General features: G+C 69.8%; 6 protein-coding genes and 1 pseudogene. 6 read left to right on the plus strand and 1 reads right to left on the minus strand.

The window, feature by feature from the left end:
- The 4 genes and pseudogenes from LW840_RS17615 to LW840_RS14075 form a co-directional block, all read left to right on the plus strand.
- Nucleotides 1-142, plus strand: a pseudogene (locus LW840_RS17615) (serine acetyltransferase); the annotation flags it as partial.
- 89 nt (nucleotides 143-231) lie between these two features.
- On the plus strand, nucleotides 232-447 hold the full coding sequence (locus tag LW840_RS14065) for a hypothetical protein (protein ID WP_291277206.1): 216 nt from the start codon (nucleotides 232-234) through the stop codon (nucleotides 445-447).
- Between the two features lie 544 nt (nucleotides 448-991).
- Nucleotides 992-1585 carry a hypothetical protein gene (locus tag LW840_RS14070; RefSeq protein WP_291262981.1) on the plus strand — a complete coding sequence of 198 codons (594 nt, stop codon included), beginning with the start codon at nucleotides 992-994 and terminating at the stop codon, nucleotides 1583-1585.
- 115 nt (nucleotides 1586-1700) lie between these two features.
- Nucleotides 1701-2009 (plus strand): carboxymuconolactone decarboxylase family protein, encoded by a 309-nt coding sequence (locus LW840_RS14075; protein ID WP_343213622.1) that lies wholly within the window; start codon nucleotides 1701-1703, stop codon nucleotides 2007-2009.
- Here the strand turns inward: LW840_RS14075 and LW840_RS14080 are convergent.
- Nucleotides 2006-2875, minus strand: a complete 870-nt coding sequence (locus LW840_RS14080) for a polysaccharide deacetylase family protein (RefSeq protein ID WP_291268837.1) — start codon at nucleotides 2873-2875, stop codon at nucleotides 2006-2008. The two genes, LW840_RS14075 and LW840_RS14080, sit on opposite strands and share 4 nt — an antisense overlap.
- 216 nt (nucleotides 2876-3091) lie before the next feature.
- Between LW840_RS14080 and LW840_RS14085 the strand changes: the two genes are divergently transcribed.
- Together LW840_RS14085 and LW840_RS14090 are read left to right on the plus strand one after the other, a co-directional pair.
- Nucleotides 3092-5473, plus strand: a complete 2382-nt coding sequence (locus LW840_RS14085) for a PBP1A family penicillin-binding protein (RefSeq protein ID WP_291277207.1) — start codon at nucleotides 3092-3094, stop codon at nucleotides 5471-5473.
- A gap of 352 nt (nucleotides 5474-5825) precedes the next feature.
- On the plus strand, nucleotides 5826-6299 hold a 474-nt coding region (locus LW840_RS14090), incomplete at its 3' end, for a hypothetical protein (protein ID WP_291277208.1).

The raw sequence follows: 6299 nt of genomic DNA on the forward strand, positions 1-6299 counted from the left end.
GGTCCTGGGTCGCATCACCGTTGGACGCGGTTCAACGATCGGCGGCAACGTATGGCTGACGAAGAGCGTTCCTGCTGGGAGCCAACTTTCGCAGGCACGCGTGCGCACCGACGAGCTCGCTGCCGAGGGTTCAGGGATCTAACGCTCGGCGGGATAGAATCCCGCCATGCCCAATCGCCTACCGACGCGTATCGCCCTCGCACTCTTCGCCGTGCCCGCATGAGCGGCGGCATGGGTTCAGGTCGTGGTGGCCACATGTTCGGCGGCGATGACACCGGCCCAACGAAGCCGGCCGGGGCGGCGCTGCCGCCAACCTCGTCGGCCTTCCGCCGCGGGGTGCGCGGACGGCGCGGCTTGGCCGCATCGGCGCTGGGCACCTCGACGTCGGCGGGGGCGGCTGCGGCCGCCTTGGTGCTCTTCGAGCGCGGCTTGGGCGCGTCGAGGTAGGGATTGTCGTCTCCGGCGACTTCCGGAGTCGTCCGCGTGCGCGGGCGGCGAGCAGGGCGTTTCGGTTCGGTCATTCGACTACTGCGAGTGGTACTGGGTGCTCGCGTTCGAACGAACGGAGCACGGCTCCCCATGCGTCATGATTGGCGACGCCAGGAGGGGCCTGAAGGACAAACCCGGTGTGGGGCTCGTGGAGCGCGGAAGCGCAGAATGATGCGGGCTGCTGGGGGACGGATGTGCTGCCGTCGCACTGCCGGCGGCAACTGGCGCACGGGGATGCGTGCGTAGCGACGCCGGTACCGCTGGGGGGAACGCGCGGAGTGGTGACTCCGGTGTCTCTCGAAGATCGCCGATCGGAGCACCACGCAGGGCTCCGCTGACCGACTCGGCCACAACGCGTCATTCGGGCGCGGCAGCGTCGGGATGTCCTTCGAGTTCCTGTGAGTATTACGAGGCAGGGGCAATCGCGCAACCCTTTGGCCCGATGCGGAGTTGTATCGGCAGCCCCGATCGGCCCCATTCCGCCCCTCTCTACGTTTGTACCATGATAGCCCCTCTCCTCGACCTTCCCGCCGCACTCGCCGAGGCCGTCAACGCCTACGAGGCCTCCGGCAACGTGGGTGCCCTCATGGAACGGCTCCACCATGTGCGCGAGGGGGCCACCCCCGATGCGCTCGTGGCCGCCGCCGAACCCTGGCTGCACATGCCGGAGGTGGCCGGCCCGCTCTATGAACGGGTGGTCGACCACCAGCCCAACAACGCGCGCGCCCTCGTCATTCTTGCCAACGCCTATTGGCTCTCGGGGCGCGGCCCCGAGGTCGTGGGGGAACTGGCCTCGCGCGCCCTGGCCGCCGACCCCGACAATCGCGGGGCCTGGCACATGTGGGCACTCACCGAAGGCAACCAGCGCGACCGCACCATTCGCTGGGTGCAGGTCACGCAGCGGTTCCCCGATGACATGCTGGCCAAGGCGGCGCTCGCCGACAACGCCGCCTCGCTGGCGGCGGCCGAGCACGACCGGGAAGCGCTCGCGCTGGCCATCGGGGCCTACGAGGAGCTGTGGAACAACTCGCCCAACGCCCAACAGCGAGCCGCACTCGAGACCGCGCTCAACACGTTGCGCAACTATCAATTCTGAGCAGCCGATGACCGAGCCCACCACCGGCGGCCCGCCGCACGATCACGCCGCCGCGCGCCCGGCCCCCCCGGGGGAAAGCGCCGCCCTCACCGAGTTCCGGCAGTTCCGCGAGCGCATGAACACCCGCATCCTCGGCGAGAACAATCTCGTCATCAACCGGTTCTTCAATCTCGACGGCCGCGCCTACGAAGGCGGCGCGCTCGACGTGAAGACCAAGGAACTGCTCGGCCTCGTGGCCTCGCTCGTGCTGCGCTGCGACGACTGCATCACCTACCACGTCGTGCGCTGCGCCGAAGAAGGCGTGACGCGCGATGAGATGTTCGAGACGCTCAGCATCGGACTCATCGTGGGCGGCAGCATCGTCATTCCGCACCTGCGCCGCGCGGTGGATCGCTGGGATGACTGTGAGCGCCTGCGGGGCTAGGGCTTCGCAATCGTCTTCGGATTCCCATCCGACACGAACCGCGCCCACTTGCCCCCCACCTTGTCCATCTCGTTCAAGGTGGTCGTGAGGCTGGTCCCGCCCTGCAGTGGGACGCGCGGCAGCGCGCGGGGATCGAAGAGGGGGTCGAACGGGCTGCGGGCCGGACCCCCAGCCACCTCGAACACCGCCTCGTGGGCGTACGACACCGTACGCTTCGCCTTCGTGTCATACCACGAGCCCTTCAGCGTCAGTGCCCGATTCTTCGGCCACAGCCCGTAGGGCAGCGCCATGCCGCGTACCTTGTAGCCGGGCACCGCACTGTCGATCGCCAGCACGCCGCGCGCCAGCTGCTCCTGGACCACCGCGTCGCTGTACTTGCTGAGCTTCGCGTGCCAGAGCGTGTGGTTGCACAGTTCGAAGCCCTGCTGATGGAGGAACTGCACTTTCTTGAGGCGCCACGCCGACTGCTGCCCCTGAATCCCCTTTTCGCCGAAGAAGGCGTGCCCTGCCTCCGCCGCGGGCAGCATGCAGAACAGTCCCTTGGGCTTCCAGTCGGGATGGGTGCGAATGAAGTCGAGCAGGATGCCCACCGCGCTGGTCGGGTCCACCACCAGCTGGCCATTGCGCTCGAGGTACCGGAACTGACTCGGTGAGGCGTCGTCGAAGGTGAACAGGACCGGCGTCTTTCCGGCGGGCACATCCAGTGTCTTGTCCAGGATCTCCGACAGGTTCACCGGCACGTAGCCGCGCCGGTGCAACTCGGCCAGCTCCGCCCGGAACCGCTCGCGCGACACCTTGTAGGTGCCGTCCTTCTCCACCACCTGATGCCACTCCACGATGGGGAACCGGCCGAGCTCGTTGGGCACGCGCGTCGCCGGCGGCGTGGCACTTTGTGGGGGGTGGGTCCGTAGGAGGGGATGAGCCGACGCCAGGGTCGGCGCCAGCCCGGCCGCGGCAACCACCGCCGCGGCAACCACGGCCGCGCCACGGCGTGTCAGTATGTGGACGATACGAACGGTGCGGGGAACGGGAGACGGGCTGACCATGACAAGCGTGCGGCAGGTGCGGAGACCGGTGAGGCGATGAGCGAGCAACCTAACGAGTCGGTCTCCGCGCCGGTGACTGGTGCTGGCGATGCGGGGGTGCCCGCGCGCACCGCGGGGTGGCGGGGGCACTGGGAGGCCGTGCGCCCGCGCCTCATCCGCCTCGCCTGGTACACGGCCGTGCTCGCCGTCGTGGGGGGGGTGGCCACGACCTCCTGGTGGTGGTCGTGCGGATGGGAGCAGTGTCCCACGCCGGCACAGCTGCGCGCGTGGCGCCCGACCGAAGGCGGTGCCCTGCTGGCGCGCGACAGCGCGTTCGTGAGTGCACTCTCCCCGGTGCGCCGGGTCAACGTCCCGCTGGCCAGTGTGCCGTCACATGTCACCGCGGCGTTCATCGCGGTGGAGGATCGCCGGTTTCGTGCCCATCATGGTGTGGACTGGTATGGCGTGGGGCGCGCCATGGTGAGCAACCTGCGGGCCGGGGGCGTGCGCGAGGGGGCCAGCACCATCACCATGCAGCTCGCGCGCAACGTCTTCCTCGGCAACCGCGCCGCCGAACGCAGCTACGCCCGCAAGTTCCTCGAATGGCGCTATGCCACGTTGCTGGAGCAGGCGCTCACCAAGGACGAGATCCTCGAGCGCTACCTCAACGCCATCTATCTGGGCAACGGCGTGTACGGGGTGGAAGCGGCCAGTCGCGATCTCTTCGGCAAGCGCATTGGCGCCGTGACGCTGGCGGAAGCGGCGCTGCTGGCGGGACTGCCCAAGGCGCCCACCAGCTACACGCCGCGCAACAGCCGGCGGCGCGCGCTGGCGCGGCGTGCCGTGGTGTTCGACGTGCTGGCCCGCGAGGGCATCGCCGGAGCGGACGAGCTGGCGCATGCACGCCGCGCACCGCTCACGCTGGCAAAAAAGGAATTCGTGCCGGCGCGCGCCGCGGATTCGTGGGCGGTTGAGGCCGCGCGTGTGGTCCTCGACTCGTTGCGCGCCGTGGGGGTGATTCCGCGCGCCCTCAACGATGCCCAGCTGCGGGTGTGGACAACGGTCGATCGGCGCGCCCAGCTCGCGGCCGAACGGGCCGTCGCCGCCGGTGCCGCCGCCATCGACAACGATCGGGAATGGGGCGGATTCAACGTGCGCGGGGCCAACCGCACGCAGGGCGCGCTCGTCGCGCTCGACCCAGCCACCGGTGCCATTCGCGCCATCGTCGGCGGGCGCCGGGTCGAACGCAAGGGATTCAACCGGGCGCTGCGTGCCCAGCGGCAGCCGGGCTCCACCTTCAAGCCGTTCGTGTATGCCGCTGCGCTGCAGCAGGGATTCACCGCCGCCAGCATGGTGGAGGATGCGCCGGTCGAAATCCAGGCGGGCAACGATGTCTGGCGTCCCGCCAATTACGGGCACGAGTACGCGGGCCGCATTACGCTGCGTGAGGCCCTCCGGCGCTCGGCCAATACGGCCACCGTGCGCGTGAGCCGCGAGGTCGGCATTTCGCGCATCGCCGCACAAGCCGCGGCCCAGGGCATCCGCAGCGACCTGCCGCTCGTGCCAGCGCTGGCGCTCGGCGCGGCATCGGTGACACCACTCGAGCTCACGAGTGCCTACGCGCCCTTCGCCAATGGCGGCGCGCGCGTGGCGCCGTTCCTCGTCGAACGCATCGAGGATCCGTTCGGCGTCGTGCTCTGGCAGCGCACGTCCCCGCCGCCGGTGCAGGTTCTCTCGCCCACCGAGGCCTTCCTCGTCACCTCACTGCTGCAGACGGTGGTCGACCGCGGCACCGGACGCCCCGTGCGTGAAGCCGGCCTCGAGGGGCCCATTGCCGGGAAGACGGGCACGACGAACGACGGAGCCGACGTGTGGTTCGTTGGCTATACCCCCACGCTGGTGGCCGGCGTGTGGTTCGGAGCCGACCGCCCGCAGCCGTTGGGGTGGAACGCCAGCGGCGGTCGCCTGGCGACGCCGACATGGGCCCGCTTCCTGCGCGAGGGTTGGCACAGCCCCGCCCACGACGCCGCCTGGGCGCCGCCCCCGGGCATCGAGACGCGCCAGGTGGACATCGGCACCGGGAAGCTGGCCAGCGATTGGTGCGGCCCCTCCCGTCGTGAGTACTTCAAGACGGGTACGGCACCCGTCACCTCGTGCGAAAGCGAGGTGCAGTGGTCCCTGCGCGATCTGCTCCCGCCGGACTGGCACGACGCCAATGCCGACGCCGATCGCCTCGCCGCCGAGCAGCTCGGCGACGCCGTCGAAACCGTCCTCGAGGCCACGCCCGCCGGCGAACGGCTGCGCGCGGTGTCCAGCGGCATCCTGCGGGTGGTGCGCCGCGCCACACAGGCCATGCCGCGGGAGCGTGCCCGAGATGAGACGGCGCCCCGTCAGCCCAGCACGCCCAACCAGCCGCTGCCGCCGCTGCCGCCCCGATAACCGGGGAGATCGTGATTCCGCGATCGACGCCCACGCGGCCGGTGTGCTACACCGATGTGTTTCCCAATGGCCGGCGCTGCGAGCCGCGATCGACCACGGCGACGGTGCAGGCCAGCACTCCCGAGTAGCGTGGAAGTGACCTGACGGGCTGCAGGCAGGGCATGATCGGACGGATTGCCTCGCGCGGACCGAATGCTCTGGCCAACGGGGCCGTGCAATGCCGTGCTGCGGCCACCGTTCCGACGCGGCTACGCACCGCTCACCGCACGAAACTGCCGGTCATCGTCACCGGTTGCCGCTTGGCGACGTGTACTGCCGCTGGTCAGGGCCGCGCGGCATACTCCAACGCATCATGACCGATCGCCACGCCCGACGCCTTCCGCCCCCGTGGTCATTCCCCTGGTTCTGGAAGGCACAGGGAGCCGGGTGGTTGCTGTACTTCACGGGCGCGCTCGTCAGCGCCCTGGCGGCCGAGGAGCAAGGTGGCGACGCGATTCTCGCGACCATGCCGTTCCGGGTCGTGCGCGTCACGCTCGGGTTTCTCGTCAGCAGCGGCCTCGCGGTCCCCTTGCAGCGGCTGCCGAGCGTGCGCAGCCACCCGCACCGGTTCGTTGGGCTCGCGCTCCTCGGTGCAACCCTGGCCGGCACGGTGTGGTATCCGTCGTACCGCGTGGTGAGCCACCCATGGCGACCGGAAGACGAGGGACTCTTCGATCTGGGGTGCTTCCTCCCGTGCCTGCTGGAGCACATCTGGCTGATGCTCACGTGGAGCATCCTGTTCCTCGCCGCCACCGAGCTCCGACTGGCCTCCGCGCGCGAGCAGGAC

Origin of the sequence: Gemmatimonas sp., assembly GCF_021298855.1 — a bacterium.
Classification (GTDB): Bacteria; Gemmatimonadota; Gemmatimonadetes; order Gemmatimonadales; family Gemmatimonadaceae; genus Gemmatimonas.